Here is a 23,904-nt window from a genome sequence, read left to right on the forward strand (position 1 = left end):
GCATTCGACGCGATCCGACCCCGGACCCGCGTTTTGCACTACATTGGTGCAATGTCCGACCCCGCACCCCCGCCGTCCCTCGATGCCCTGGGCACGCCGTTGGCCTGGGCCGGGGCCGATGGCTGCATTGCCGGCTGCAACCCGGCCTTCGCCCGCTGGCTGGGCGTCAGCGTCCGGCGCCTGCTGGGGCGGCCGCTGGCCGCACTGGAAGTGCAGGGCGAGGCACTGGCCCATTTCCTGGCCCGCGATGAGCGCGACAGCCTGCGCCTGAACCGGTTGGCGCTGGCGGTGCCCGGCGAGGCCCCGCGCTTCGCCGAGGGCTGGATGAGCCGCCGCGACGATGGCGGCTGGCTGCTGGAGGCGCATCCGGTCGATGAATTCCCCGGGCTCGACCCGACCCAGGCCCTGCCCAGCGCGCTCAGCGCGGCGCTGAAGGGACTGGCCCACGAGCTTCGTAATCCGCTGGCCGGGTTGAAGGGCGCGGCCCAGCTGCTGGCCCGCCGCGCGGCCCAGCGCGATGCCAGCGAACGCGAGCTGATCGAGCTGATCGGCTCGGAGATCGAACGCCTCAACGGCCTGCTCGACCAGCTGCTGTCGCCGGCCCCGGCCGCACCGCATGCCGAACTGAACATCCATGCCGCGCTGGAGCGCGTGCTGCGCCTGGCCGAGAACGAGGCCGGCTGGGCGGTACGCCTGCAGCGCGACTACGACCCCAGCATTCCCGAATTCCACGGCGACGCCGACCGCCTCACCCAGGCGGTGTGGAACCTGGTGCGCAACGCGATCCAGGCCGGTGCCGGCAACATCACCCTGCGCACCCGCGTGGAGCATGGCGTGCGCATCGCCGAGCAGCTGCACACGCTGGCGCTGCGCCTGGAGATCGCCGACGACGGCCGTGGCGTGCCCGAGGAGCTGGCCGAGCACCTGTTCCTGCCCCTGGTCAGTGGCCGCGCCGAAGGCACTGGCCTGGGCCTGGCGCTGGCGCAGCAGGTCGCACGCGAACATCGCGGCACACTGACCTACCGCTCGCGCCCGGGCCATACCGTGTTCACCCTGCTGCTGCCGATCGTCAGCGGCGCCGCCCCGGCCGAGGAGGCCCCGCGCGATGTCTGAGTCTTTTTCGTCCCCGCAGCGCATCTGGGTGGTCGATGACGATCGGGCCGTGCGTTTCGTGCTGTGCACCGCGCTGCGCGAGGCGGGCTACCAGGTCGTCGATTTCGACAGCGCCGCCCCCGCCCTGCAGGCGTTGAGCGAAGGCCCGCCGCCGGCGCTGCTGTTCACCGATGTGCGCATGCCGGGTGACGATGGCCTGGTGCTGTTGGACAAGCTCAAGGCCGCGCTGCCGCAGCTGCCGGTGGTGGTGATGTCGGCCTACACCGACGTCGCCAGCACGGCCGGTGCGTTCCGCGGTGGCGCGCATGAATTCCTGTCCAAGCCGTTCGATCTGGACGACGCCGTGGCGCTGGCGCAGCGTGTGCTGCCGGCCGTTGCACCGGCACTGGCGGCGCCCACACCTGCGGCGGAAGCGCATGGCGACCAGCCGCCGCAACTGGTGGGCGATACCCCGCCGATGCGTGCGCTGTTCCGTGCCATCGGCCGCCTGGCGCAGGCGCCGCTGGCGGTGCTGATCACCGGCGAAACCGGCACCGGCAAGGAGCTGGTGGCCAATGCGCTGCATCGCGAATCGCCGCGCGCGCAGGGGCCGTTCGTCGCGCTCAATACTGCTGCAATCCCGTCCGAGCTGCTGGAAAGCGAGTTGTTCGGCCACGAAGCCGGCGCCTTCACCGGTGCCCAGCGCCGCCATACCGGTCGCTTCGAGCAGGCCAACGGCGGCACCCTGTTCCTGGATGAGATCGGCGACATGCCGTTGCCGCTGCAGACCCGCCTGCTGCGCGTGCTGGCACAGGGCGAGTTCTTCCGCGTCGGTGGCCGCGAGTTGATCCGCGTCGACGTGCGGGTGATTGCCGCCACCCACCAGGATCTGGAAGGACTGGTCGCGCAGGGGAAGTTCCGTGCCGATCTGCTGCATCGCCTGGACGTGGTGCGCCTGCAGCTGCCACCGCTGCGCGAGCGTCGCGAGGACATCGCGCAACTGGCCAGCACCTTTCTGGCCGCCGCCGCACGCAAGCTGGATACGCCGCCGAAGCGCCTGACCGCTGCCGCACTGCAGGCGCTGCGCGAACACGACTGGCCGGGCAACGTGCGCGAACTGGAAAACGTGTGCTGGCGGATGGCGGCGCTGGCCGCCGCTGACACCATTGGTGTGGCCGACGTCGATACCGCGCTCAACCGTACGCGCGGTCGTCGCAGCAGCACCACCAGCGCCGATCCGGGGCAATGGGAGGCGCTGCTGGCCGAATGGGCACGCCGTCAGCTGGCCGAAGGCGTGGAAGGGCTGCACGCGCAGGTGCGAGAGCGGGTCGACCATGCCCTGCTGGAGGCCGCGCTGCAGATCACCCATGGCCGCCGTGCCGAAGCCGCGGCCCGCCTGGGCCTTGGCCGCAATACCCTTACCCGCAAGCTGGGCGCCGGGCGCCGTCGCGGGGGCCATTGAACGGTCCCTGCACGCGATCCTCGCGCCCGCTTGCCGAACCGTTGATCGTTCATGGACGATGCCGTCCGTAGTGTCACCTGCAAGGAGTCTTCGATGCGTCTGTCCTTTGCCATCCTGCCGTTCTCCGCCGCCGTGCTGCTGTCTGCCTGTGGCAGCGCACCGAAGAAGGCCGAACCCACCCCGCCACCGCCGACCGTGGTCAGCGCCGCCAAGCAGGCCGAGGCCAATCTGTCGCCGGCCTCGGCCAGCATCGTCAGTGGCCGCATCGCGCTGATGGTGGAGCCCGGTGGCATCCACATCACCGGGCTGATCGGTGGCCTGCAGCCGATGCAGCAGGCCGGTTTCCACATCCACGAGCGCGGTGACTGCAGCGCGGTGGATGCCAGCAGTGCCGGCAATCACTTCAATCCCGGTGGCGCTGCGCATGGCCGCGCCGGCACCGGCAAGCACCACCTGGGCGACATGGACAATCTGCGTGCCGACGCCCAGGGCCGCGCCAACGTCGATATCCACCTCAAGGGCGTTACCCTTGGCGGAGGCGCCGCCACCGATATCGCCGGACGTGCACTGGTCGTGCATGCCAACGCCGACGACTATCGCAGCCAGCCCGCCGGCAATGCCGGCGTCCGCATCGCCTGTGGCGTGATCCGGGTTGTCCGCTGATCACTGCAGGCATCATCCAGGGAGAGATTCCATGCGTTTGATCCACACTTCGCTGTTTGCGGCCATCGCCGCGCTGGGCCTGGCGGCCTGCGGCCAGCAGCCGGCCGCTCCGCAGACTGAAACCCCGCCGGCCGCGCCGGCCGAGGGCGCAACCACTGAACCGGCCGCAGCACCGGCACCCGCTGCCGCCCCGGCGGCCGACGCCTCGGCCACCGCCGAGCTGGCACCGACCCAGGGCAACGAGGCCAAGGGCAGCGTCACCTTCAAGGTGGTTGACGGCAAGGTCCACGTGACCGGCCAGATCAGCGGCCTGAAGCCGGGCAGCGAGCACGGCTTCCACATCCACGAGAAGGGCGACTGCAGCGCGCCGGACGGCATGAGCGCCGGTGGCCACTTCAACCCGGGCAAGCAGGATCACGGCAGCGTGTCCGCCGATCCGCACCACGGTGGCGACATGCCCAACATCAAGGCCGACGACAAGGGCGTGGCCACCATCGACGGCCCGGTGTCGAGCAACGTCAACATCGGCAAGGGCGATGACTTCGACATCATCGGCCGCGGCCTGATCGTCCACGCCGATGCGGATGACTACAAGACCCAGCCGACCGGCAACGCCGGTGCGCGCCTGGCCTGCGCAGTGATCCAGAAGGCGCAGTAAGCCATCAGAAAACGCCGGCGCAAGCCGGCGTTTTTCTTTATCGGTAGTGCCGGCCGCTGGCCGGCAATCGCAGATCCGGAGGTTGCCGGCCAGCGGCCGGCACTACCAACACCCGCATCAGCGCGCCAGCAACTCGCGCGCGTCCTGACCGGCCTCGCAGTGCACGAACAGCACCGGCACGCCGTGCGCTTCCAGCACCGCGGCCATCTGCCGCTGGCGCATCAGGAACTGCTCGTAGATGCCCTTCAGGCGGTCGCAGTCGTTGTTGCCGTGGTTGTAGTGCGCGCACCAGCCGGCCGGATCGAACAGCGCCATGCGTGCCTCGCCGTGCGTGTAGCGCAGCAGCGGCTCGGGCGCCGCGTTGAGCCATTCGTCCTCGCCCGGGGCCATGATCGCGGTCTCGATCAGCGGCCACAGCGCGGCCAGGCCTTGGTTGTCGTACTGCATCGACATCATCGCGGCCAGATCATTCACGGTGAAATAGCGCGCATGCTCGATGCGGGCACCGAAGCTGTTCTGCGCCATCAATGCGGTGTCGGCATGGGCCATGCCGTTGGCCAGCAGCGTGTCTTCCAGCGCCTCGGCCACCGCATTGGTCGTCGCCACGTCGCTGCCGGTCAGCAGGAACGGCACCACGCGCAGGCCACCGCCCACCAGGCTGGCATCGGCCTGGAACGGCAGCGGCACGTCACCGTTGGCATCGGTACCGAAGGCCAGCAGGCGCGGGCCCTGGTTGCGGCCCGGCGCACGCATCTGCAGTTCTTCCAGGCGGCGATGGATCGGCCAGCCCGGGCGCAGTACTTCGGCCGGGTCGAAATGGGCGGCGGCGAACACCAGGTCCAGCTCGGCCACCTGCGGCACCAGCTTGGACAGGTCGCGGCCGACGCGATCGGCCAGTTCACCGGCCTGTTCGGCGCTGAGCACCGCCTGGCGGGGGATTTCGCCGCCGGCCAGTTCCAGGGCCAGCACGCCAAGGGCATTCATCGCGGGGTCGGGTTTGCTCATGGTTCCACGGTTGGCCCATCACAGGGCGGCAGCTACACTTGGCTCCATTATGCCTGCTCCGTCGTGCAGGCCATGTTGCAGACACCCTCATCCATGCCAGGTATCTCCATGCCCAACGCTCGTCCCGTCGCCATCCTCGGTGGCGTCCGCATTCCGTTCTGCCGCCAGAACACCGCGTATTCGGATGTCGGCAACCTTGGCATGTCGGTCCGTACGCTGGGCGCGCTGGTTGAACGTTTCGGCCTGCATGGCCAGCAGCTGGGTGAAGTGGCGATGGGTGCGGTGATCAAGCACTCCAGCGACTGGAACCTGGGCCGCGAAGCCACGCTGTCCTCCGGCCTGTCGCCGTTGACCCCGGGCATCACCCTGCAGCGCGCCTGCGGCACCTCGCTGGACAGCATCATCACGGTTGCCAACAAGATCGCGCTGGGCCAGATCGAATCGGGTATCGGTGGCGGTTCGGATACCACCTCCGACGTGCCGATCGTCTACGGCAAGAAGCTGCGTGCACGCCTGCTGGCCGCCAACCGTGCCAAGAGCACCGGCGACAAGATCCGCGCGCTCACCGCTGGCTTCAAGTTCTCCGAGCTCAAGCCCGAATTCCCGGGCGTGGCCGAGCCGCGCACCGGCAAGAGCATGGGCGACCACTGCGAGGACATGGCCAAGGAATGGAACATCTCGCGTGACTCGCAGGACGAGTGGGCGGTGTCGTCGCACAAGAAGCTGGCTGCTGCCTATGAGCGCGGTTTCTTCAACGACCTGATCGCACCGTTCCGTGGTGTCGAGCGTGACAACATCCTGCGCCCTGATACTTCGCTGGAGAAGCTGGCCACGCTGAAGCCGGCGTTCGACAAGGTCTCCGGCCGCGGCACGCTCACCGCCGCCAACTCCACGCCGCTGACCGACGGCGCCGCCGCCGTGCTGCTGGCCAGCGAAGAGTGGGCGCGTGCCCACGGCCATGAGCCGCAGGCCTATCTGCGTGACGCGCACGTCTCGGCGGTGGACTTCGTGCATGGCGAAGGCCTGCTGATGGCGCCGACCGTGGCCGTGCCGGAGATGCTCAAGCGCAACGGCCTGACCCTGCAGGACTTCGACATCTACGAGATCCACGAAGCTTTTGCCGCGCAGGTGCTGTGCACCCTGCGTGCGTGGGAGAGCGAGGATTACTGCCGCAATCGCCTGGGCCTGGATGCACCGCTGGGTCGCATCGACCCGGACAAGATCAACTTGCTGGGCTCGTCGCTGGCCACCGGCCACCCGTTCGCCGCTACCGGCGCACGCGTGATCGCCACGGCCGCCAAGCAGCTGGCCGAACGTGGCGGCGGCCGTGCGCTGGTGTCGATCTGCACCGCCGGCGGCATGGGCGTAGTGGCGATCGTCGAACGCTGATCGTTGCGACCGCGCGCCAACCAAGGTTGGCGACTACCGGGAATGCGCGCTGGATCTGCTTTGGTAGATGCCGACCTTGGTCGGCCATGCGATGTCATCGTTCGGAAGATGTCAGAGCGCCAACCAAGGTTGGCGACTACCGGGTTCCACAGATGAAAACGCCGCCCAATGGGCGGCGTTTTTCTGCTCCGGTGGGTGCCGACCGTTGGTCGGCACGCTTCACGGCAACCGTGGATTGCCGAATTCGTCGCGCTCTTCGTTGGCGTCATACACCGGCGGCTGCACCGTAACCGGCTGCTCCTCCACCGTGGCACGCAGCGGCGCTTCGGTGCCGCGCACCAGTTCCACGCTGTCCTCGCCACGCTGCAGTCGCAGCGCATTGGCCAGGCACTGCGCGGCCAGCGCGTGCTCGCCACGCTGTGCGAACAGCTCACCCAGTGCCTCCCACGCCGGGGCACCGGCGCCCGCGGCGATGGCCTCGTGCAGGAACGCATCGGCGGCATCCCACTGCTGCTGGGCCAGGGCCACGCGGCCCTGTGCCAGGCGCAGCGCAGCCGAGCTGTCGTGCACGTTGCGCCAGCGCGCGAGGTTGGCCTGACGCGTGGCCAGGCGTTCGGCCGGCAGGCGGCCATACAGCGCCACCAGTTCGTCATCCCAACGCTGGTCCAGTGCCTGTTCCAACGCCAGCAGCGCCGGTTCGTCCCAGTTCAACGCAACCGCACGGCTGGCATACGCACCGACCACGTCCGGGGTCGGGCGCAGCGCCTTCGGCGTGGCTTCCCACTGCGCAGCCAGCGCATTGACGTCGGCCGCTTCCAGTAGTGCCTGTGCGGCCAGGCGTGCTTCCAGTTCGCTGTTGGCGTCGGCCGGCAGCACCTTGCTCTGGCGCAGTGCACCCAGCTGGCCATACGCCTCGTGGGCGCGGCCGGCCTGTGCCAGCGCTTCGGTACGCAGCCACAGGCCGCGCGGCGGCAGCGGCTGGATCGTCGCCACATCCAACGCGTTGATCGCATCCACCGGCAGATCGCGCGCCAGCAGCTGTTCGGCGCGCAGAAGCGCTTGCAGGGTGGCATCGCTCTCGCCCAGGCGCTGCAGCAGGGCTTCACCGGCGGGGCCGTCGGCACGTGCCTGCGCACTGCGCACGGCGTTGGCCAGCGCCACCGCGCTCACTTCCGGATCCTTGGCGGCACCGTCCAGCAGCTTTTCGGCACGCTGCCACTGACCGTGCTCATAGGCCTGCAGGCCGTCGATCAGGCGCACCCGGCCCTGCTTGCGGCGGTAGCGGCCCCAGGCGCGGAACGGTGCTGCGATCAGGCTCCACAGCAGCCACAGCACCAGCACCGCGATCACCGACAGCAGTGCCACCTTGGGCAGGTTGCTGTGGTAGTCGTAGCCGCCGTAGCGCAGGGTCACTTCGCCGAAGCGGTTGAGGTCATCGGCGCCGAGCCATTGCGCGGCCACCACGCCGATGGCCACGGCCAGCAACAGCACGACCAGGGATTGCAGGGGTTTCATGGGGGATTACCTCCGGTCGGTCTGGGTGCGCAGTTGCTGCAGGGTGCTGCCAAGAACGCTGTTGCTGGCCTGCAGCGGAAGCTCGCGCAAGGCCTTCAGTTCAGCACGTTGCGCGCGCAGGGCCGGTGAATCCGGCCAACGCCGCTGTGCCCAGTGTTCCACGCGCGCCAACGCGGTATCGCGACCGGTGCGGTCGCCACGTTCGATTGCGGCACGCGCCAGGGTCAGTTCCAGCTGCAGCGCATCGTCGGCATTGCGGCGTTCGGCGGCGGTCAGCGGGCCATTCTGGCGGCTCGGGGTGATATCCACGAACGGTGCCAGCGTGGCCTGCCACCAGGGCTTGCCGGCGCCGGGCGCGGTGCCACCCGTCACCTGCGAGGGCAGGCCCTGCAGGGCCTTGGCCAGGGCATCCAGGCGTTGCAGCGATTGCACGCGCGGGCCGGTGCCCAGCGCATCCAGTGCATCGCGTTCCTGTACCAGTGCCTGGCGCAGGTTCAGGCCGTCGCTGTCGGGCAGATCGGCCAGCGCGGTGGCGGCCTGTGCATACAGGCGGCGTGCGCCTTCCACGTCGTCGGCGTAGTTCAGGCGTTGCGCCGCCTGGGTCAGCAGCAGTTCGGCCTCATCGCGCTGTACCGCCTGACGGCCCTGGTTGGCGCTGTCGGCCAGCTTGGCCAGGTTCTCTTCCAGCAGCGCACTGCGCTGGGAAAGGCCCAGCATCTCGTCGCGCAGCACGCGGTTGGTGGTCGCCGCATCCTGCAGGCGCTGGCTGGTTGCGCGCTGGTCGCGGCGCAATGCATCCAGCGTCGCCTGCAGGCCCTGCAGCTGTACGGCCGTGGTCTGCGCCTGCGCTTCCTGTTCGTGCTGTTGCTGCTGCCAGACGTACCAGCCGGCATAGCCGCCCACGCCAAGCACGACCACCCCGGCCAGCGGCAGCAGCCAGCGCACGGGTCGACGGGGCGGGGAAACGGGCGGAGTCTCGTTCATGGGGCTTCCTTGTCGGCACCGTCGCCGGTCAGGTTCCGGCAGGCCGCGTTGTGCACAGCATCACTGTTGCCGACCACAGCGGCAAGCGTGACCCACGTCCCTGTTCAGTTCGCTGCCGGGACGGTGAGCGTGGCGTGTGCAGCCGCCACCAGCTGCGCGGTGGTGGGCCCGGCCGCGCGCACCACGCGCTGCAGCCCCAATGCGTGCGCCTGTTCGCCCAGCCGTTCGCTGGCCACGACGGCGGTGGCATGTGCCTGACAGCGTTGCTGCAATGCCGGCGGAAGCTGCTGCCAGAAATGCAGCAACGCCTCACCACTGCTGACCGCCAACACCCACGGATACGCTGAATGCGCCAATCGAGCCAGCGTGCGTGGCGACAGGCGCAGCAGGCGACGCTGATAGACATCGGCGCGCTCGATGCTGCCGCCGGCCGCCTGCAGTTGCGCAGCAATCAGGCCGCGCCCGCCGGGGGCGGTCACCAGCCCGATGCGCAGGCCGCGTACGTCCGCCAGTACCGGCAGCGCCAGCAGGCCCTCGCTGTCCATCCGCTGCGGCGCATGCACCTCGGCGACACCCTGCGCCCGCAGCGCGCGCGCGGTGCCTTCGCCCACGGTCAGCCACGGGCTGCGTTGTGCCTCGGCCAGTGGCAACAGGGTGGCGGCTGCGGTAACGGCGGCCGGGCTGGTGAACACCACCCGATCGCAGTTCAGCGCGCGTTGCAGCTGGTGCACCACTGGCGTGCCGTTCAGGCGCTGCAGGCGCCAGGGTGGCAGGGCCAGCACATGCCCGCCCAGCCCAGCAACGGCGCGGCGCAGCGCGGAATTCTGGCCCTGCGGTCGCAGCGAAATGAAGGTCCAGCCCGGCTCGGAACCGGCGGCGCCAGTGGGTATCGTATGGTCGGCCATTGCCTGCATTATGCGGGCCCTTCGTTGTCGTGGTCCCTGCTCCGATGTCCGTTGATGCTCTGACTTCCTCGCTGGCCGCCCTGCAGGACGTGCTTGACTGCATGCCGGCGGTCCGCGCCATGCAGATCCAGCTCGACGGCTATGCCGATGGCGTGCTGCGCATCACCGCGCCGCTGGCCGCCAACGTCAACGACAAGGGCAACGCCTTCGGTGGCAGCCTGGCCTCGGTGCTGACCCTGTCCGGCTGGGCGCTGGTCAGCCTGCGCCTGCGCCTGGCCGGCCACGATGCCGAGGTCTACGTGGCCGACAGCAACCTGCGCTACCTGGCACCGGTCTACGAAGACCTGCACGCCCATGCCGAAGCGGCCGAGGCCACTGGCTGGGATGCCTTCCTGAACACCTTCCGCCAGCGCCGCAAGGCCCGCATCAGCATCATCGCCACCCAGCCCGGTGCCGATGGCAAGCCCGCCGCCGAGTTCAGCGGTCGCTTCGTTGCCTTCGCCAAAGGGTAGGATGGCAGGCTGACGTTCTGGGGAAACCACCGATGCGCCGCCTCATCCAGTTCCTGATGTGTTCCCTGCTGCTGGCCAGCGCCGTGGCTTCGGCCGACGACCTGAGCCGCAAGCAGCGCAAGCTGCTGGAAGAGACCCAGATCGCCTACGGCGCCACCATCCGCTGGGGCAGCATGGACGATGCCATCGGCTATCTGGACCCCAAGCTGCGCAAGGAAAAGCCGCCCACCGAGTTCGAGCTCAACCGCTACGCGCAGCTGCGCGTGTCGTCCTACCGCGAGCGCAGCAGCGCCGCGCTGGACGGGGGCCTGGTCGAGCGCCGGGTCGAAATCGGGGTGATCAACCAGAACACCCAGGCCGAACGCACCGTGGTGGTGGTTGAGCGCTGGCGCTGGGATGCCGAGGCCAAGCGCTGGTGGCAGACCGCCGGCCTGCCGGACCTGTGGAAGGGGCAGTGACGGGCCGCGTCCGGCTTGTGCGACAATCGGCGCCCGCTTAATCGACCCGTGACCTGAGTGAATTACGAAGAGTTGCTGGCCTTTGCAGGCCGAAACCCGATGCTGTCCGCGGCCCTGGTCGGCCTGACCGTGGCCATCATCGTCACCGAGATCCGCCGCCTGTTCCGGGGCTTCAAGGGCATCAAGCCCGCCGAACTGACCCAGCTGATCAACGCGGGTGGCACGGTGGTGGTCGACCTGTCGGCCAGCGGTGACTTCGAGAAGGGCCACATTGCCGGCAGCCGCAATGCCCAGGCCAGTGCCTTCGGCCCGGACAACAAGCTGGTGGCCAACGCCAAGCAGTCGCCGGTGGTGCTGGTGTGCCGCAGCGGCAACGCCTCGGAAACCGCCGCCAAGGCGCTGAAGAAGGCCGGCTTCGAAAAGGTCTACGTGCTCGACGGCGGCATTCCCGCCTGGCAGCAGGCCGAGCTGCCGCTGGTCAAGGGCCGCAACTGATTGCCGCAGGTGGCGGATCCGGCCTTGTATGGGCCTGATCCCGCCCCCATCGCAGTAGTTCGACCATCGTTTTCATTGCATTCACCTGGAGTTACTGGAAATGTCCGAAGAGATCACCAACGGCGCCGCTGCGCCGGTCGATGCCGCTACCGGCCCTGCTTTCACCGTCGAGAAGATCTACGTCAAGGACGTCTCCTTCGAGTCGCCGAACGCTCCGACCATCTTCAATGACCAGGTGCAGCCGGAACTGCAGCTCAACCTGAACCAGCAGGTGCAGCGCCTGGGCGAGAACGCCTTCGAAGTCGTGCTGGCCGTGACCCTGACCTGCCAGGCCGGTGAGCGCACCGCCTACGTGGCCGAAGTGAAGCAGGCCGGCGTGTTCGGCCTGGTCGGCCTGGACCCGCAGTCGATCGACGTGCTGCTCGGCACCCAGTGCCCGAACATCCTGTTCCCGTACGTGCGCCAGCTGATCAGCGACCTGATCCAGGCCGGCGGCTTCCCGCCGTTCTTCCTGCAGCCGATCAACTTCGAAGGCCTGTACGCAGAAACCCTGCGCCAGCGCCAGGAGCAGGGCGACGCACCGTCGCTGGCTGACTCCGAGCCGGCTGGCAACGCCTGATTCCTGCCGCGACGTCACGGATGAGCACTCCCGCTGACAAGATCGCCGTGCTGGGCGCCGGTTCCTGGGGAACCGCGCTGGCCAGCCTGCTCGCACGGCACGGTCACCCGACCGTGCTGTGGGGGCGCGACGCTGCCGTGGTCGAGGCCATCGACCAGCGCCACGAGAACCCGCGCTACCTGCCGGGCATCCCGCTGCCGGACAGCCTGCGTGCCACCACCGACCTGGCGTCGGCGGTGGAGGGCGCGGCCTGGATCCTGGTGGTGACCCCGTCGCATGCGTTCGGCGAGACTGTGCGCGCGCTGGCGCCGCTGCGTCCGGCCGGTGCCGGCGTGGCCTGGGCCACCAAGGGCTTCGAACCTGGTTCGGGCCGCTTCCTGCATGAAGTGGCGCGCGAAGTGCTGGGTGAGGACGTGCCGCTGGCCGTCGTCACCGGTCCGTCGTTCGCCAAGGAAGTGACCCAGGGCCTGCCGACCGCGATCACCGTGCACGGCGACGTGCCCGAGTTCGCGCAGACGGTGGCCGAGGCAATGCATGGCCCGGCGTTCCGCGCCTACACCGGCGACGACATGGTCGGTGCCGAGCTGGGCGGCGCGATGAAGAACGTGCTGGCCGTGGCTACGGGTGTGGCCGACGGCATGCAGCTGGGCCTCAACGCCCGTGCCGGCCTGATCACCCGTGGCCTCAACGAGATGCTGCGCCTGGCCGCGGCGATCGGCGCCAAGCCGGAAACGCTGATGGGCCTGGCGGGCCTGGGCGATCTGGTGCTGACCTGCACCGGCGACCTGTCGCGCAACCGCCGCCTGGGCCTGGCCCTGGGCCGTGGCCAGACGCTGCAGGATGCCGTGCGCGAAATCGGCCAGGTGGTCGAGTCGGTGCAGACCGCCGACGAAGTGATGCGACAGGCACGCCGTCATGGCATCGACCTGCCGATCTCGGACCGCGTGCGTGCCGTGCTGCACGGCGAGCAGACGCCTGAGGAAGGCCTGCGCGCGCTGCTGGCACGGGAACAGAAACCGGAGTATCCGGACACGCTGTTCAAGTGAATCGAAAAACCCCGGCCACGTGCCGGGGTTTTTTATGTGTGTGGCCCATCCACGCATGGCGTGGATCTACTCCGGAATCCGCTTCTGGTAGCAGCCAACCTTGGTTGGCGCCCGGTAGCGCCGGGCCATGCCCGGCGGAATCCATCACCGCGCCCGCGGCGGTGCGTTGCCGTTGTCCATGTCCGAGAAGATCAACCACGGCCCGTCGCCCACGCGCTTCAGCGTCAGCGTGAACTTGCCGGTGTCCCCCACGTTGTTGCCGTAGCGGTAGGCACCAATGATGTAGCCCGTGCTGCCCTCCACCGAGTACGCCAGCGCGCGCAGCCGCAACGGGCTGCCGCCCTGGCCGGCATACGCGGCTTCGATCGCGCTGCGCCCACGCACCGGTAGCTGGTTGCTCTGCAGCACAAAACCATCCTCGGCGAACAGCGCAGCCAGTTCCCTGGCATCGCCCGTGCGCCAGGCCTGCTCGTAGTCGCGCAGTACGCGGTCCAGCGTCGCGGGCAGGGCCGCATCAGGAAGAGGCTGTGCGGGCTTCGCACCTTCAGCATCGTGGGCGATGGCCGGCGATGCCAGCAGCAGGGCACTGCAGAAAATCACGGCGAGTCGTGTGCGGTGCATGCGTCCGGCTCCAGGCGATGACGGGAACGTGCGAACGCATCCTAGCGCGCTGCTGGTTAGAATCACGCAGGCGCCCGCGCGGCGGCATGCACCGCAGATCAGACAAGGACAAGGAATGAAGATTCGAATCACAGGGATGGCACTGACGGTCGCACTGCTGGCCGCCTGCGGACAGGCACCAGCGCCGGATGCAGCACCGACCGCACCGGCACCAACCACCGAAGCACCTGCGGCCACGGCAACGGTGGTCGAGCAGGCGCCGTCCATCGAAGACGGCGTAGACCCCTCGGTGTGGGACAACGAAGGCGAACCGGAAGACCCGGGTGCTGGCGGCGAACTCACCTGCGCGGACAATCCGCTGGCGACCCACTTCTTCACCCTGGTCGGCGGCAACACCGTGGACGACTGCGGCCGCAAGGACCCGAAGGTGCTGGCCGCGTTCAACGCCCTGATGAAGAACACAGCCGCGGCCGAATCTGCTGACAAGGAGATTCCGTCGCTGCGCGAACGCCTGTTGAGCGGGCCCAGCGGGCCCGGCGAGCTGGTGGTGCTGCAGGGCGAGCCATGGTGGTTCTACACCGCCTGCCAGGCCCACGACTGCCCCGGCACCGCATTGGCGATGCTGTACTCGCCCGATCAGTCGAAGATGGTCGGCCGCCTTACCGCGCGCTGCAGAATCTGGTGGCTGGGTGAACCCAGCGACGAGCAGCGCGCGCTGATCGAGCGCGAGCAGCCGGTGGACAAAGCGATGCTGAAGGAAGAAGGCGAGTCCTGCGAGTAATCGGTGGTGACGCCGGATGATGTTCCGGCGGCCGCATCATGCCGGTGAAAGCTGCCTCACCATGTCGGCGATGATCACGTGGACCAGTGTTCTCAGGAAATGCACTTCGCCTTCCAGGGTTGGGCCGATGTCGAAACGGGTCAGCCATTGCTGGTTCTCCTGCAGCACCTCCGCGTAAAGCGCCTGGGCTTCGCCTGCGATGCGGTCGATCTGATGGCGCAGCTGCCGGGTAGCGGCTGGTCTTCCCAGGCCCAGGGCTTCACCGGCAGAAACCAGATGCTCGAAACGAAGGTCGTGGAAGCGCGCGACACCGAGAATGGGCCACGACAGTTCCGAGCGTTCTGGCCAACGTGCGCCCTCGTCGGCATACGCGCGGGTCTCGTAACATGCGGTGGACAGCAGGTCGTAGTGGGGGGCCAGTTCGATGCCCCTGCTGTCGACCAGGAAGCTCAGGTTCTTCAGGTGCGCATCGTTGTTGCCGGTGAGTACATTGAAGATCAACCAGTCGAACAGGCGGACGCGCGTCTTGAGCTTGCTTCTGCATTGCTCGACGATGACCTTCAGGGTGTCGATGCTGCCGAGCGTGTACTTGAACTGCCGGTCGAGGTTGAGCAGCTGGCAGGCGTCGATGGCATGACGGCGATGGATGGCATCGGCGGTGATTTCGCGATCAAAGCGCTCGATGATGAAGACCGGCTCCGGTACGTAGCGGCGCTCGATCTTCGGTACCTGCAGCCCCAAGCGCTGTGCAAGGCGCATCACGAACCACTCGTTGGCCACGCTGTGGGGATAACTGCTGCTGGTGCTGTCAGGCTTGAGGATGTGGGTCGAGGGCTCGGCGCCCAGAGGTTGGTAGAGTTCTCCCCCTGTCTCGATGATTGCCAGCTTGTGCTGGGCACCTGCCAGTGACATGCGCTTGGCGGCACCCGCCGCAAGCGACGTGCGTGGCAGGCCTTGGATACGCGTGGAGAGTTCCGCATCGGGTAGTGGTTTTCTGCCGCCGGGTGGCAGGCGCTCGCCTGGAGGCAGCAGCGTCAACGAGCCTGCCGATTCCGCGCCATAGGCGGCCAGCAATGCGAACGCGTCCGCGCCATCCACCCTGGCATCGGTTGCCATCAGCGTGCGTTGCTGCTCTTCCGGCAGCAGATTGTCGAAGTACCACTGCACGGGGCGTTGGCTGGAGCCATCGAGGATGGCGGTGTCTTGCAGTGGCAACGCAGGCGCCAGTGGAAACCGATGTGCGCTGCCGAGCCACTCCGGCGTATAGGTGAAGCGCCACAGGTTTGCTGCTTCGGTCAGGCGGCCCACCGGCGCTTCGTCGATGCTGACCTGCAGTTCGCGTGGTGGAAGCGGATAGTGCAGTCCAGACAGGACGGTCGTTGTAATGACGTCCCTGAGATCGATACGGGGGGCGCTCATGGCACCTTCCCGTTGGCACGTTTGGCCAGCAGGGCCATCGCTTCGTCCGGCACGTCGATTTCGACATGCAGCCCCAGCTCGTCAAGCACGGTGAACAACTTGCCCCATTGCACCGTGGTACCGCCGCGTTCGACCTTGGCCAGGAAATTTTCGCTGACCCCGATGCCTTCGGCGGTTGCATCCTGGCGCAGTCCCTGATGCTTGCGGGCGGCTCTCACCAGTGGTCCCAAGGCCTCAGCCTTCTCAAGCCTGATCTTCAATGGGAACTCCCCCAGCAGAGCCTGACGCTCTGGATTCGACCCATCGTCTATACCATAGAATCCTCACTGCAGTGAGGATTCTTCGCGCAAAACCCAGGATTCCTTAGAATCCTTTCGATCTTGAGGATTTTTTTTGCAAAAGAGCTGGATGCAAGAAAATCCTCATTGAAATAAGGATTTATCTGCAAAGGCGTCCAGCCTGCAAAAAATCCTCATGAACTCAAGGATTCTTTGACGTCGTGGGAGCGCGATGCCTCATCCGGTCCATATGGGCAGCGCCACGAGGGTGGGACGTCCGCGATGAGTGGGGTCCAGGTGGGGCCTGCCAGGAGCGTGCCCGGGAACCTCTGCCTGCAGCGCAGGCTCGCAACGTCAACAGGCCTGGCCGCACCCCGGCCACAACCAGCCATGGCCGCAGGCAAAGCGTCTGTTACTTGCTCGCGCGCCGCGCGCCTTTCTCGTCTTCGTCCTTTGCATCGCCCCGGCTCTGCGCGAACTCCGGGAACGTCTTCGCGATCGAATCCTTGTCCGGAAGGATGTAGAACACGCCGCCCTTTTCGAACGTGGATTGCACGATCTGCTCGTAGAACGCAGGCGTGACGTTGATGCAGCCGTGCGTAACGCGGTTGTCGTCCGGCGAAGGTGATGCCAGCCGTTCGGCGCGCTTCTCTTTCGGAGTGCCTGGCGGCAGCGGGTGCATCGACACGGCGGAATCGTAGTCCACCCACAGCACGCGACCGGCATCGTCGGAGGGGCCATAGCCACCAATGAAACGGCCCGCCGGGGTAGTGCGGTCATGGCCTGGAATCGCACTCAGCGCGAGCTTGGCAACGCCGGGTGCGGAGTGATCGCCGATGGCCGAACCGAACAGCGCCGGTGCGGCACCGCGCAGCTTGCCGTCTCCACCGAAGACCAGTACCTGCGCAGCCGCCTTGTCCATGATCGCGAACGGATAACCCTGGTTGTCCTTGCTGGCGACTACCCAGCCGGCCAGTTCGATCACCGTCTCGGACACGCTCTGGTCAGCGGGCAGTTCATCGACTGCGGCGACCGGGGGTGCAGGTGCGTCCTTGTCCCTGGCGTTGGCTACGCCGCTGCACGCAACGGCCAGTGCCATGGCCAGTGCGGCATGGAGGGCGCGGCGCGCAGGGGAGGAGGAGGTACGAATGGGACGGCTCCTTGCAGTGCAATCTTGGTGGAAGGATGCCAGTGGCCGGCGAAGGCCACTGGTTCCCGATACAGAGATGGATCAGTTCAAACGGTGAGGGAGGATCAGCCGCGCGGCTTGCGGCCCGCTGGTGCCCTTTCAAGCTGCTGCACGCGACCTTCGATCTGGTCCAGACGCTGGTTGGCCTGCTGCGCCGACTGGTTGGCGGACTCGGCACTCTGGGCGGCGCCCTGCACCTTTACATCGAGCTGGTCGAGACGCGAGTTGATCGTTGCAAACTCGTTCTTGTAAGAGGCGCAAGCGCCAAGGCTCACGGTGGCGATGAGCGCCACGCTGAGTGCACGGGCCATCTTCATGTGTTGCGAGGTCAGTTTCATTCCACTCCCTCCTTCGTCTGGGGAAGCTGGAATATAGCGGCGTTTGTTCCCGGCGCTACCAAGCGCTTTCAGCTGGAATTTGAGTACGTGGATGGGCTGTGAAGGCCTGTAAATCAACGAACCTTAACAAGCGGGATCAAGCGGGCTGATCTGCACCGGCGTATCGCCTTGTGCCTGTTCAATATCACCCATTCACCTGCATGAAGCCGGCATCACGGCATGTGCGTCTGTGTGCTTTCGCCTGCTCCACACGCAGGCTGCCATCCACTTGCTTCCAGCAGCGCTGCAGCGTTTCCAGGCTGGACATCCAGCAGTTCGGCGATGGCGTTGGGCGTGTCGGGCGCGCGCGCAACATAGGCGTGGGCGATGCGGTAGCCGATCCAGTAGCCGAGATCTCCGCGGCGCGTATCGTCGCCGGGGCCGTTGTACAGCCACCTCGAAAGATCGGTACCCATGCTGTCCTGCAGGAACGCGCGCTCCAGCGCACACTCGCGACCCTGCGCCCAACGCTGCAGATGCGCGTTGGCCGGTTGCCCGGAGATCCGTTCGGCCACGTATTCGGCGCCGCCTTCCAGCAGCGTCTGATAGAGCAGGGTGGGCTGCTCGACATCAACGCGTGCGCCGGGCTGTTGCACGTGCACGTACTCATGGGCGATCAGGTGCACGAAGCGGTCGCTTGCATCGGCCTGCATCCAGTCGGCATTGCACAGCGCTTCCAGTCCGATGACCACACCTGCTTCGGTGGTAACGCCACCACTGTTGCCGCGGCCCACCAGTACGGTGACCGGAGGAAAGCGCGCAGATGGCAACAGGGCGCCGAGCTGATCGACGGCAGCGGCGACGCGCGTGCGGATCGATGGCAATGCGGTCGCGCAGGTTCTCGCTTTCGCAAACAATGCCGGCTTGTCCTGGATGGCCCTGGCCAGCCGCTCCATCGAGCCGATACGGCTGTCGGTGAAACTGCGCAGGGCATCCGTACCCGCATCCAGATAGGCGTGCTGCAGATCATCGGCGCTTGGGCGCCCATGGTTGGCGTCCAGCACCTTGAAGAAGCGCGTGACATCGTCTGTCTGTACGACGATGTGCCCGGCAGGACCGACACGCTCAGCCGCCTGTGCCTGCAGCAGCGCGATCGGCGAGGCGATCAGGATCAGTGCCCGCATCAAGCATCGAGCGTGATGCGCGTAAGAAGCCGACAGCAATGCCATGCGGAGTTCCCTGAACGCCAGCCTTATTTATACACCAGTCAGTTCAATATTCAGGGTTGATTAGACCCCCTAACGGATAATTCACACCTGTCGACCGCCTCCTCTCTCTCCCCCTCCCGGGAGGCGGTCGACGAAACCAAAATAATTAAAGGTGTGTCCCGATGAACAAGAATTCGCTGCTTGCCCTGGGTCTTCTGGCTGCTCTGCCGTTCGCTGCATCGGCAACCGATGGCCTGTCGTACAACTACGTTGAAGGCGGCTACGTGAACACCGATGCCAAGGGCGGCGACGCCGATGGCTGGAAGGTGAAGGGTTCCGTTGCGGTGCACCCGAACTTCCACGTCTTTGGCGACTACAGCGCCCAGGAAACCGACAAGTTCAAGAATGACGTCGACCAGTGGCGCCTGGGTGTCGGCTACAACTACGGCATCGCACCGAACACCGACCTGGTGGCCCGTGTTGCGTACCAGAAGTACGACGAGAAGCGCGGCCTGGACTTCAACGGCTACTCCACCGAAGTGGGCGTGCGCACCGCGTTCAACCCGTACGTGGAAGGCTACGTGATGGCCGGCTACGAAGATTTCAGCAAGAAGCACGGCTACAACCCGGACGGCGAGTTCTACGGCCGCGTCGGCGCCACCGCCAAGTTCAACCAGAACTGGGGCCTGAGTGGCGAAGTGAAGCTGGCCAAGGCCGGCGACCGCGAGTGGTTCGTGGGCCCGCGCTTCACCTGGTAACAAACGCCTGTCGTTAGTGCGTGTTGTGCTGGCGTGTGACTCTCTCTCTCTCTCCCACACGCCAACCGAAGCCCGGCCTCGCGCCGGGCTTCACTTTTATGGGCCCTGTGGCGCCACAATGCGGCATGGGCGACCCTTCCTCCCTCGCAGGTACTGGCATGGCCTACCAGGAGCATCTGGCGCCTGCGCTGCTGCGTGGCCACTTCGGCCAGCTGTGGCAGAGCCAGCTCCCTGCCGATGCCGATGGGCACATCACCGTATTGCCCGATGGCTGCTTGGATATCCTCTGGCGCGACGGCGCGCTGTTCGTGGTCGGCCCGGATCGGGTGGCTGCACATCCGGCACTGGCACCCGGCGCACAGGTACTGGGTGCGCGCTTTCGTCCCGGCCAGGCGTTGGCCGCGCTGGGACTGCCTTTGGCCGAGATCATCGGCCAGGCGGTGCCACTGGCCGATCTGAAGGGCACGTGGGCGAAGAAAGCTGCGGCTTCCATCGGTGACACCGCGCCTGCGCAGCGCCTGCAGCGGATGGCGTACTGCCTGCAGCAGCATATGGGCGCGGCCGCACTCGACACCCCGGCGCAGCGTGCACATGTCCTGTTCCAGGCGCTCGCCGGGGGGCACGCCACGCTGGATACGCTGGCGGCGCACTTGAGTCTGAGCCCGCGCAGCCTGCGGCGTTTCAGCCAGTCGCAGTTCGGCTACGGCGCCAAGACGCTGGAGCGCATCCTGCGCCTGCAGCGCTTTCTTCGCCATAGCCGCGCGCTGCCGCAGCACTCGTTGGCGATGCTGGCCGCTGATGCCGGCTATGCCGACCAGGCCCACCTCAGCCGTGAGGCGCGCGAGCTTGCCAGCATGACCGCACGGCAGCTGCGCCTGGAATGGGGCCGATGATGGCCGTTTTGTTCAAGACCGCCGTGCCGCGCTGACCGAAGCTGGGGCTCCCACCCAGGAGTCACGCCATGAGCCACGCCGCACCCCGCGATGCCGAGCGCCGCATCGACAACATCGAATTCAACGTCGCCGACATCGCCCGCAGCAAGCGCTTCTACGGCGAGGTATTCGGCTGGAAATTCACGGACTACGGCCCGGCCTACACCGAGTTCGACGACGGCCGCCTGAAAGGCGGCTTCGTGTCCGACACACCGGTACGTGCGCACGGTGGCCCACTGGTGATTCTCTACTGCGCGGACCTTGCCGACGCCCAGCAGCGCGTGATTGCCGCCGGTGGCGAGGTGGTGCAGGCGGTATTCGCCTTCCCCGGTGGCCGCCGCTTCCACTTCCGCGATCTGGATGGCTACGAGCTGGCGGTCTGGAGTGATATGGATTGAGGTCTTCGTACCTTCGCCGGTGGACGGAACGAGAACCGCTCCGTCCCCGGTCAGGCGGTTCCGCTATGATCGCCCGCACATCGCCATACGCGATGCGCCCGCCTCAAGCCAGCAGGAACCGCCGTGAACTCCCAGCCCGCACCGATCACCGCCCTCAACCACACGCTCGACAACGAGCCGCAGCAGATCACCGCGCCGCTCACCCATTCGGCGGCGTTCCTGGTGCTGAAAGTGAAGGATGACGAGGCGTCGATCGCCAAGGCGCGCGAGGTGCTGGCCAGCACCGATGACCTGATCAAGAACACCGCCATCCGCGAGATCGAGCGCACCTTCACCTGCAACGTGGCCATCGGTCACCGCGTGTGGCAGCCGTTGGTGGGCACCACGCCGCCGCGTGAACTGAAGCCGTTCCGCGAGATCAAGGGCGCGACCCACACCGCGGTGTCCACGCCGGGTGACCTGCTGTACCACATCCGTGCGCGCACCATGGACCTGATCGTGGCGTTCGAGCGCAACCTGCTGATGGCGTTCGGTGATGCGGTGGAAACGGTCGATGACGTGGCCGGCTTCCGCTACTTCGACGGCCGCGACCTGCTCGACTTCGTCGATGGCACCGCCAACCCGGAAGGGCTGTCGCTGCCGGAAGCCACCATCGTGGGCGATGAAGATCCGGAGCATGCCGGTGGCAGCTACGTGGTGGTGCAGAAGTACCTGCACAACCTCGATGCCTGGCGTGCGCAGAAGACCGAGGCGCAGGAAGCGATCATCGGCCGCACCAAGCACGACAACATCGAGCTGGACGATGCACCGGCCGATGCGCAGAAATCGCACAAGACGCTGTGCACCATCGAGGATGCCGACGGCGAGCACGAGATCCTGCGTGACAACATGCCCTTCGCCAACCCGGGGCGCGGCGAGTACGGCACCTACTTCATCGGCTATACCCGCCGCCTGTGGGTGATCGAGAAGATGCTCGAGCGCATGTTCATCGGCAATCCTGCGCCGCTGCATGACCGCATCCTCGACTTCTCCACAGCCACCACCGGCGTGACCTTCTTCGCGCCCTCGCGCAAGGTGCTGGCCGACCTGGGCGATTGATCGCGCCGGGCAGTGCCGACCGCCATCTGCCTGTCATCTAACGCGCCGACCATCAGCCGTTGGATGAGAGCGCAGGGGTGGGCGATGGCGATGGCAAGGAACACAACCGGCGCACGCCGCTGGTGGCGGCCGTTGGCCGCGCTGTTCGGTGCGCTGGCACTGGGGAGCGCCGCGGTGTCCGCGCAGGAGGCTCCCGCACACTGGATGGCCTATGCCGCCGCCGTGGGCGGCCAGTTGCAGCAGCGCCTGCAGCAGGAGCAGAACCCGCAGGCGCAGCGCGTGCTGGAATGGCTGCAGGCACACCCGGATACGCCGACGCCGTTGCCGGTGAGCGTGTGGATCGCTGCGGATGGCCGCATCTCGAAACTCGAATTCGACAGTTTGGGCGACGCCCAGGTCGACGCCGACCTGCGCGCGACATTGCAGTCCGCGCCGTTGCAGGCCGCGCCACCAGCCGACATGCGCCAGCCGCTGCGGCTGGGCCTGCTGCTTACCCAGTAGATCCACGCCATGCGTGGATGCGCCTGGTAGATGCCGACCTTGGTCGGCAGGCGTGCGCCAACCAAGGTTGGCGACTACCGGTAAACCCCAGCCACGCATGGCGTGGCGCTATTGATCTTGCAGGTGCAGTAGATCCACGCCATGCGTGGATGCGCCTGGTAGATGCCGACCTTGGTCGGCAGGTGTGCGCCAACCAAGGTTGGCGACTACCGGTAGGCCAAGCCACGCATGGCGTGGCGCTATTGATCTTGCGGGTGCAGTAGATCCACGCCATGCGTGGATGCGCCTGGTAGATGCCGACCTTGGTCGGCAGGCGTGCGCCAACCAAGGTTGGCGACTACCGGTAGCCCAAGCCACGCATGGCGTGGCTCTACTGATCTTGCGGGTGCAGTAGATTCAGGCCCTGCGTGGATGTGTTGGGTAGATGCCGACCTTGGTCGGCACGCGCGCCAACCAAGGTTGGCGACTACCGGTAGGCCCCGGCCACGCATGGCGTGGCTCTACTGATCTTGCGGGTGCAGTAGATTCAGGCCCTGCGTGGATGTGTTGGGTAGATGCCGACCTTGGTCGGCAGGCGTGCGCCAACCAAGGTTGGCGACTACCGGTAGGCCCCCAGCCACGCATGGCGTGGCTCTACTGATCTTGCGGGTGCAGTAGATCCACGCCCTGCGTGGATGTGTTGGGTAGATGCCGACCTTGGTCGGCAGGTGTGCGCCAACCAAGGTTGGCGACTACCGGTAAACCCCAGCCACGCATGGCGTGGCGCTACTGATCTTGCGGGTGCAGTAGATTCAGGCCCTGCGTGGATGTGTTGGGTAGATGCCGACCTTGGTCGGCAGGTGTGCGCCAACCAAGGTTGGCGACTACCGGTAGCCCCAAGCCACGCATGGCGTGGCTCTACTGACCTTGCGGGTGCAGTAGATCCAGGCCCTGCGTGGATGTGTTGGGTAGATGCCGACCTTGGTCGGCACGCGCGCCAACCAAGGTTGGCGACTACCGGTAAACCCCGGCCACGCATGGCGTGGCGCTACTGCGTTGCTACCTGTGGTTCACGGGCTGCCGCGCTCCATGCGCGCAGCCCGAACACGGCCAGGCCGAGGAAGAACACGTACAGCGCGGCGGTCACGTGCAGCGACTTGAACAGGTAGGCACCCACGTAGACCACGTCCACCGCGATCCACACCCACCAGCAGGCCACGTGGCGGCGCGCCTGCCACCACTGGCCGACCAGGCTCAGCGCGGTCAGCATCGCGTCCAGCCACGGCAGCGCGGCATCGGTGAAGGTGTGCATGGCCGCACCCAGTGCCACGCCGCCGCAGAGGCCGATGGCCAGGTCGCGCAGCAGCTTGCTGCGCGCCAGTGGCACGATGCGGACGCTGCCCTCGTCGGCGGCGTGCTGCCGCCAGTTGAGCCAGCCGTAGACCAGGAAGCCACCGAAGGCGACCTGCAGCAGGGTGTCCGAGTACAGCTTGGCCTCGGCGAAGACCAGCCCGTACAGCGTCACCGACAGCAGGCCGACCGGCCACGCCACCAGCCGGCGCTTGGCCATCAGCCAGACGCCAAGGATGCTGCACAGCGCGGCGGTCCACTCGAGCATGACG

General features: G+C 67.0%; 27 protein-coding genes. 16 read left to right on the forward strand and 11 right to left on the reverse strand.

The features are described 5' to 3' along the window. Positions 1 to 51: 51 nt before the first annotated feature. The 4 genes from ACZLIB_RS00570 (at position 52) to ACZLIB_RS00585 (ending at position 3,875) form a co-directional block, all read left to right on the forward strand. Positions 52 to 1,113, forward strand: a complete 1,062-nt coding sequence (locus ACZLIB_RS00570) for a two-component system sensor histidine kinase NtrB (protein ID WP_134950765.1) — start codon at positions 52 to 54, stop codon at positions 1,111 to 1,113. Continuing rightward, positions 1,106 to 2,554: a nitrogen regulation protein NR(I) gene (gene ntrC, locus ACZLIB_RS00575; protein WP_478468906.1), complete on the forward strand. Its 1,449-nt coding sequence runs from the start codon at positions 1,106 to 1,108 to the stop codon at positions 2,552 to 2,554. The genes ACZLIB_RS00570 and ntrC overlap by 8 nt, the downstream gene beginning before the upstream one ends. Positions 2,555 to 2,647: 93 nt before the next feature. After that, positions 2,648 to 3,217: a superoxide dismutase family protein gene (locus ACZLIB_RS00580; protein WP_478468908.1), complete on the forward strand. Its 570-nt coding sequence runs from the start codon at positions 2,648 to 2,650 to the stop codon at positions 3,215 to 3,217. 31 nt (positions 3,218 to 3,248) lie between these two features. Then, a complete protein-coding gene (locus ACZLIB_RS00585) occupies positions 3,249 to 3,875 on the forward strand; it encodes a superoxide dismutase family protein (RefSeq protein WP_285302935.1) in 627 nt (208 codons plus the stop codon). A gap of 117 nt (positions 3,876 to 3,992) precedes the next feature. Here ACZLIB_RS00585 and ACZLIB_RS00590 read toward each other — a convergent pair whose 3' ends face one another. Further along, positions 3,993 to 4,880: a hypothetical protein gene (locus ACZLIB_RS00590; protein ID WP_478468909.1), complete on the reverse strand. Its 888-nt coding sequence runs from the start codon at positions 4,878 to 4,880 to the stop codon at positions 3,993 to 3,995. A gap of 93 nt (positions 4,881 to 4,973) precedes the next feature. Between ACZLIB_RS00590 and ACZLIB_RS00595 the strand changes: the two genes are divergently transcribed. Beyond that, complete coding sequence (locus ACZLIB_RS00595) at positions 4,974 to 6,269, forward strand: acetyl-CoA C-acetyltransferase (RefSeq protein ID WP_099551602.1); 1,296 nt, start codon at positions 4,974 to 4,976, stop codon at positions 6,267 to 6,269. A gap of 219 nt (positions 6,270 to 6,488) precedes the next feature. Here the strand turns inward: ACZLIB_RS00595 and ACZLIB_RS00600 are convergent, their stop codons facing one another. From ACZLIB_RS00600 to ACZLIB_RS00610, 3 genes are all read right to left on the reverse strand, one after another. Further along, entirely contained in the window at positions 6,489 to 7,784 is a 1,296-nt protein-coding gene (locus ACZLIB_RS00600; protein WP_032130162.1) for a heme biosynthesis HemY N-terminal domain-containing protein, read from the reverse strand. Positions 7,785 to 7,790: 6 nt separating this feature from the next. Continuing rightward, positions 7,791 to 8,768 carry a uroporphyrinogen-III C-methyltransferase gene (locus ACZLIB_RS00605; RefSeq protein WP_049462222.1) on the reverse strand — a complete coding sequence of 326 codons (978 nt, stop codon included), beginning with the start codon at positions 8,766 to 8,768 and terminating at the stop codon, positions 7,791 to 7,793. 104 nt (positions 8,769 to 8,872) lie between these two features. Next, the gene (locus ACZLIB_RS00610) at positions 8,873 to 9,682 is read right to left on the reverse strand and encodes a uroporphyrinogen-III synthase (RefSeq protein WP_049462221.1); all 810 of its coding nucleotides are present in this window, start codon (positions 9,680 to 9,682) and stop codon (positions 8,873 to 8,875) included. Positions 9,683 to 9,717: 35 nt separating this feature from the next. On the opposite strand from ACZLIB_RS00610, the gene ACZLIB_RS00615 reads away from it, so the two are divergent. The 5 genes from ACZLIB_RS00615 (at position 9,718) to ACZLIB_RS00635 (ending at position 12,803) form a co-directional block, all read left to right on the forward strand. Continuing rightward, positions 9,718 to 10,185: a YiiD C-terminal domain-containing protein gene (locus tag ACZLIB_RS00615; protein ID WP_005407593.1), complete on the forward strand. Its 468-nt coding sequence runs from the start codon at positions 9,718 to 9,720 to the stop codon at positions 10,183 to 10,185. Positions 10,186 to 10,217: 32 nt separating this feature from the next. Beyond that, positions 10,218 to 10,643 (forward strand): hypothetical protein, encoded by a 426-nt coding sequence (locus tag ACZLIB_RS00620; RefSeq protein ID WP_049423133.1) that lies wholly within the window; start codon positions 10,218 to 10,220, stop codon positions 10,641 to 10,643. 57 nt (positions 10,644 to 10,700) lie between these two features. Continuing rightward, positions 10,701 to 11,138, forward strand: coding sequence for a rhodanese-like domain-containing protein (locus ACZLIB_RS00625; RefSeq protein WP_004134671.1), 438 nt, complete (start codon positions 10,701 to 10,703; stop codon positions 11,136 to 11,138). A 100-nt stretch (positions 11,139 to 11,238) separates the two neighbouring features. After that, a complete protein-coding gene (gene secB / locus ACZLIB_RS00630) occupies positions 11,239 to 11,757 on the forward strand; it encodes a protein-export chaperone SecB (RefSeq protein ID WP_005407596.1) in 519 nt (172 codons plus the stop codon). 20 nt (positions 11,758 to 11,777) lie between these two features. Next, on the forward strand, positions 11,778 to 12,803 hold the full coding sequence (locus tag ACZLIB_RS00635; protein WP_010487166.1) for an NAD(P)H-dependent glycerol-3-phosphate dehydrogenase: 1,026 nt from the start codon (positions 11,778 to 11,780) through the stop codon (positions 12,801 to 12,803). Positions 12,804 to 12,947: 144 nt separating this feature from the next. Here ACZLIB_RS00635 and ACZLIB_RS00640 read toward each other — a convergent pair whose 3' ends face one another. Then, on the reverse strand, positions 12,948 to 13,424 hold the full coding sequence (locus ACZLIB_RS00640) for a YybH family protein (RefSeq protein ID WP_478468910.1): 477 nt from the start codon (positions 13,422 to 13,424) through the stop codon (positions 12,948 to 12,950). Between the two features lie 115 nt (positions 13,425 to 13,539). Between ACZLIB_RS00640 and ACZLIB_RS00645 the strand changes: the two genes are divergently transcribed. Next, the gene (locus tag ACZLIB_RS00645; RefSeq protein ID WP_107431376.1) at positions 13,540 to 14,205 is read left to right on the forward strand and encodes an Ivy family c-type lysozyme inhibitor; all 666 of its coding nucleotides are present in this window, start codon (positions 13,540 to 13,542) and stop codon (positions 14,203 to 14,205) included. 36 nt (positions 14,206 to 14,241) lie between these two features. Here ACZLIB_RS00645 and ACZLIB_RS00650 read toward each other — a convergent pair whose 3' ends face one another. From ACZLIB_RS00650 to ACZLIB_RS00670, 5 genes are all read right to left on the reverse strand, one after another. Continuing rightward, positions 14,242 to 15,624 carry a HipA domain-containing protein gene (locus ACZLIB_RS00650; RefSeq protein ID WP_478468911.1) on the reverse strand — a complete coding sequence of 461 codons (1,383 nt, stop codon included), beginning with the start codon at positions 15,622 to 15,624 and terminating at the stop codon, positions 14,242 to 14,244. Further along, on the reverse strand, positions 15,621 to 15,842 hold the full coding sequence (locus ACZLIB_RS00655; RefSeq protein ID WP_200881082.1) for a helix-turn-helix domain-containing protein: 222 nt from the start codon (positions 15,840 to 15,842) through the stop codon (positions 15,621 to 15,623). Before ACZLIB_RS00655 ends, ACZLIB_RS00650 begins: the two co-directional genes overlap by 4 nt. Positions 15,843 to 16,314: 472 nt before the next feature. Beyond that, the gene (locus ACZLIB_RS00660; RefSeq protein WP_032130168.1) at positions 16,315 to 17,001 is read right to left on the reverse strand and encodes a L,D-transpeptidase; all 687 of its coding nucleotides are present in this window, start codon (positions 16,999 to 17,001) and stop codon (positions 16,315 to 16,317) included. Positions 17,002 to 17,156: 155 nt separating this feature from the next. Continuing rightward, complete coding sequence (locus ACZLIB_RS00665) at positions 17,157 to 17,429, reverse strand: hypothetical protein (protein WP_012509703.1); 273 nt, start codon at positions 17,427 to 17,429, stop codon at positions 17,157 to 17,159. 212 nt (positions 17,430 to 17,641) lie between these two features. Further along, the gene (locus tag ACZLIB_RS00670) at positions 17,642 to 18,592 is read right to left on the reverse strand and encodes a DUF2268 domain-containing putative Zn-dependent protease (RefSeq protein ID WP_204305861.1); all 951 of its coding nucleotides are present in this window, start codon (positions 18,590 to 18,592) and stop codon (positions 17,642 to 17,644) included. A 206-nt stretch (positions 18,593 to 18,798) separates the two neighbouring features. Here ACZLIB_RS00670 and ACZLIB_RS00675 point away from each other — a divergent pair, with 206 nt between their 5' ends. From ACZLIB_RS00675 to ACZLIB_RS00695, 5 genes are all read left to right on the forward strand, one after another. Next, complete coding sequence (locus ACZLIB_RS00675) at positions 18,799 to 19,374, forward strand: OmpO family porin (protein WP_004134798.1); 576 nt, start codon at positions 18,799 to 18,801, stop codon at positions 19,372 to 19,374. Positions 19,375 to 19,499: 125 nt separating this feature from the next. Next, entirely contained in the window at positions 19,500 to 20,267 is a 768-nt protein-coding gene (locus ACZLIB_RS00680; RefSeq protein WP_049398605.1) for a helix-turn-helix transcriptional regulator, read from the forward strand. Between the two features lie 68 nt (positions 20,268 to 20,335). After that, positions 20,336 to 20,704 (forward strand): VOC family protein, encoded by a 369-nt coding sequence (locus ACZLIB_RS00685; RefSeq protein ID WP_478468912.1) that lies wholly within the window; start codon positions 20,336 to 20,338, stop codon positions 20,702 to 20,704. A gap of 123 nt (positions 20,705 to 20,827) precedes the next feature. Continuing rightward, positions 20,828 to 21,802 carry a Dyp-type peroxidase gene (locus ACZLIB_RS00690; RefSeq protein WP_049423112.1) on the forward strand — a complete coding sequence of 325 codons (975 nt, stop codon included), beginning with the start codon at positions 20,828 to 20,830 and terminating at the stop codon, positions 21,800 to 21,802. Between the two features lie 84 nt (positions 21,803 to 21,886). Continuing rightward, positions 21,887 to 22,303 carry a hypothetical protein gene (locus tag ACZLIB_RS00695; RefSeq protein ID WP_478468913.1) on the forward strand — a complete coding sequence of 139 codons (417 nt, stop codon included), beginning with the start codon at positions 21,887 to 21,889 and terminating at the stop codon, positions 22,301 to 22,303. A 1,027-nt stretch (positions 22,304 to 23,330) separates the two neighbouring features. Here ACZLIB_RS00695 and pnuC read toward each other — a convergent pair. Next, the gene (gene pnuC / locus ACZLIB_RS00700; RefSeq protein ID WP_032130180.1) at positions 23,331 to 23,900 is read right to left on the reverse strand and encodes a nicotinamide riboside transporter PnuC; all 570 of its coding nucleotides are present in this window, start codon (positions 23,898 to 23,900) and stop codon (positions 23,331 to 23,333) included. Positions 23,901 to 23,904 lie beyond the last annotated feature (4 nt).

The sequence above is a fragment of the Stenotrophomonas sp. 220_Sma genome (assembly GCF_056487375.1).

Excerpts from the sequence above, each read along its gene's own strand:
- ACZLIB_RS00570 (WP_134950765.1), top strand. The coding sequence starts at position 52 with ATGTCCGACCCCGCACCCCCGCCGTCCCTCGATGCCCTGGGCACGCCG.
- ntrC (WP_478468906.1), top strand. The coding sequence starts at position 1,106 with ATGTCTGAGTCTTTTTCGTCCCCGCAGCGCATCTGGGTGGTCGATGAC.
- ACZLIB_RS00580 (WP_478468908.1), top strand. The coding sequence starts at position 2,648 with ATGCGTCTGTCCTTTGCCATCCTGCCGTTCTCCGCCGCCGTGCTGCTG.
- ACZLIB_RS00585 (WP_285302935.1), top strand. The coding sequence starts at position 3,249 with ATGCGTTTGATCCACACTTCGCTGTTTGCGGCCATCGCCGCGCTGGGC.
- ACZLIB_RS00590 (WP_478468909.1), bottom strand. The coding sequence starts at position 4,880 with ATGAGCAAACCCGACCCCGCGATGAATGCCCTTGGCGTGCTGGCCCTG.
- ACZLIB_RS00595 (WP_099551602.1), top strand. The coding sequence starts at position 4,974 with ATGCCAGGTATCTCCATGCCCAACGCTCGTCCCGTCGCCATCCTCGGT.
- ACZLIB_RS00600 (WP_032130162.1), bottom strand. The coding sequence starts at position 7,784 with ATGAAACCCCTGCAATCCCTGGTCGTGCTGTTGCTGGCCGTGGCCATC.
- ACZLIB_RS00605 (WP_049462222.1), bottom strand. The coding sequence starts at position 8,768 with ATGAACGAGACTCCGCCCGTTTCCCCGCCCCGTCGACCCGTGCGCTGG.
- ACZLIB_RS00610 (WP_049462221.1), bottom strand. The coding sequence starts at position 9,682 with ATGCAGGCAATGGCCGACCATACGATACCCACTGGCGCCGCCGGTTCC.
- ACZLIB_RS00615 (WP_005407593.1), top strand. The coding sequence starts at position 9,718 with ATGTCCGTTGATGCTCTGACTTCCTCGCTGGCCGCCCTGCAGGACGTG.
- ACZLIB_RS00620 (WP_049423133.1), top strand. The coding sequence starts at position 10,218 with ATGCGCCGCCTCATCCAGTTCCTGATGTGTTCCCTGCTGCTGGCCAGC.
- secB (WP_005407596.1), top strand. The coding sequence starts at position 11,239 with ATGTCCGAAGAGATCACCAACGGCGCCGCTGCGCCGGTCGATGCCGCT.
- ACZLIB_RS00635 (WP_010487166.1), top strand. The coding sequence starts at position 11,778 with ATGAGCACTCCCGCTGACAAGATCGCCGTGCTGGGCGCCGGTTCCTGG.
- ACZLIB_RS00640 (WP_478468910.1), bottom strand. The coding sequence starts at position 13,424 with ATGCACCGCACACGACTCGCCGTGATTTTCTGCAGTGCCCTGCTGCTG.
- ACZLIB_RS00645 (WP_107431376.1), top strand. The coding sequence starts at position 13,540 with ATGAAGATTCGAATCACAGGGATGGCACTGACGGTCGCACTGCTGGCC.
- ACZLIB_RS00650 (WP_478468911.1), bottom strand. The coding sequence starts at position 15,624 with ATGAGCGCCCCCCGTATCGATCTCAGGGACGTCATTACAACGACCGTC.
- ACZLIB_RS00660 (WP_032130168.1), bottom strand. The coding sequence starts at position 17,001 with ATGGCACTGGCCGTTGCGTGCAGCGGCGTAGCCAACGCCAGGGACAAG.
- ACZLIB_RS00665 (WP_012509703.1), bottom strand. The coding sequence starts at position 17,429 with ATGAAACTGACCTCGCAACACATGAAGATGGCCCGTGCACTCAGCGTG.
- ACZLIB_RS00670 (WP_204305861.1), bottom strand. The coding sequence starts at position 18,592 with ATGCGGGCACTGATCCTGATCGCCTCGCCGATCGCGCTGCTGCAGGCA.
- ACZLIB_RS00675 (WP_004134798.1), top strand. The coding sequence starts at position 18,799 with ATGAACAAGAATTCGCTGCTTGCCCTGGGTCTTCTGGCTGCTCTGCCG.
- ACZLIB_RS00680 (WP_049398605.1), top strand. The coding sequence starts at position 19,500 with ATGGGCGACCCTTCCTCCCTCGCAGGTACTGGCATGGCCTACCAGGAG.
- ACZLIB_RS00685 (WP_478468912.1), top strand. The coding sequence starts at position 20,336 with ATGAGCCACGCCGCACCCCGCGATGCCGAGCGCCGCATCGACAACATC.
- ACZLIB_RS00695 (WP_478468913.1), top strand. The coding sequence starts at position 21,887 with ATGGCGATGGCAAGGAACACAACCGGCGCACGCCGCTGGTGGCGGCCG.
- pnuC (WP_032130180.1), bottom strand. The coding sequence starts at position 23,900 with ATGCTCGAGTGGACCGCCGCGCTGTGCAGCATCCTTGGCGTCTGGCTG.